This is a genomic window from Nocardia africana NBRC 100379, from assembly GCF_001612635.1.
In the GTDB taxonomy this organism is placed as follows: Bacteria; Actinomycetota; Actinomycetes; order Mycobacteriales; family Mycobacteriaceae; genus Nocardia; species Nocardia africana.
In genome coordinates this window covers 1-1,182 of record NZ_BDAV01000079.1, presented here as the reverse complement: position 1 = coordinate 1,182, position 1,182 = coordinate 1, and the positions used below count along the sequence as shown (strand labels likewise).

Here is a 1,182-nt window from a genome sequence, read left to right as displayed (position 1 = left end):
GACACCTACTTCGAGAAAGAACGCCCCGTCGTCGACGACATCCGCAACCAGCTCGCCGCCGAGATCGCCGCGGGTCACGATGTAGTGCTCGATCACGGGTTGTGGCTGCGCCCAGACCGCGACGCCTGGCGCGAGTTCGCCGAATCCCTCGGCGCCAAAACTCTTTTGGTGTACCTGCCCGTGGACAAGGACGAGTTGCTGCGCCGCCTCGACGAGCGCAACAAGCGCGAGGACGCCAACGCCCTGGAAGTCACTCCGGAAGCACTCGACGACTTCTTCGCCCGATTCGACCCACCCGAGCCGGACGAGCACGCCGTCATCTACACCGGTGGCGACCCCACCGCGATCCTGGAATGAGGATCGAGCCGCTGTCGGTGCCCCGCATCGGAGAGGTCATCGACCTGATGGGCACCGGCGCCCCCTACATCACACCGCGCACCAGCTCCGACTACTGGCTGTATGCCACCCTGTTCTCCACCACCTGCCCGCTCGCGGTCGTCGACGGCGCGATCGCCGGCGCGGTGATCGCGTTCCGCAGCCAGGACGACCCCGCCGACATCTACCTCCAGGACGTCATCACCCACCCCGACTACCGGCGCCGCGGCATCACCCGTGCGTTGATCGCCACGATTGCCGACCACGGCATCGGCCGGGGCTGTCGACGGTTGTATCTGACCTCCGAACCCGACAACCACGCCGCTCACACTGCGTGGATCATGTTGGGGTTCACCAATGTCGCCGGTGACCACACGATTGGCGAGGTATCGGTGATCACCGACTTCAAGGGGCCCGGCAAGACCCGCGCGGTCTACGAGAAGCTGCTGAGCTGAACCGACGGCCCCGGAACCACACATCAGGGCCGTCCCCGACCGCGGCCTCGGCAGGTATCGAACCATCAGCCACCGACAGAGCCCAGCTACCAGGGACGACCGAGCCGATGGCCGCGCCAGGGCAACCTGCGGCGTGGGCCGGGCCTGTACAGTCCCGGCGCCACATACCGAATTCCTTTCTCCGTAGTCAGCTTTCGAAGGTGACCTCGGCGTTTTTGTCGTCGGTCCACACCAGTAGAGGTGTGGTGATCTGCTGACCGCAGTCGTTCTCGCAGGTGCGGACCTCGCCCAGGCCGTCGGGGGTCGCGACACCGGCGGGGAAAGCGGTCGTCTCCCCGCAGCGGGCGCAGAA

General features: G+C 66.3%; 2 protein-coding genes. Both read left to right on the top strand.

Annotated features, from left to right (window positions below; all coding sequences use genetic code 11):
- Positions 1-357: P-loop nucleotide/nucleoside kinase family protein (locus tag NA3_RS35325; protein ID WP_157126670.1), on the top strand; the 357-nt coding region annotated here is incomplete at its 5' end.
- Complete coding sequence (locus NA3_RS35320; protein WP_062969258.1) at positions 354-830, top strand: GNAT family N-acetyltransferase; 477 nt, start codon at positions 354-356, stop codon at positions 828-830. The genes NA3_RS35325 and NA3_RS35320, both read left to right, overlap by 4 nt.
- The last annotated feature ends 352 nt before the right edge of the window (positions 831-1,182 follow it).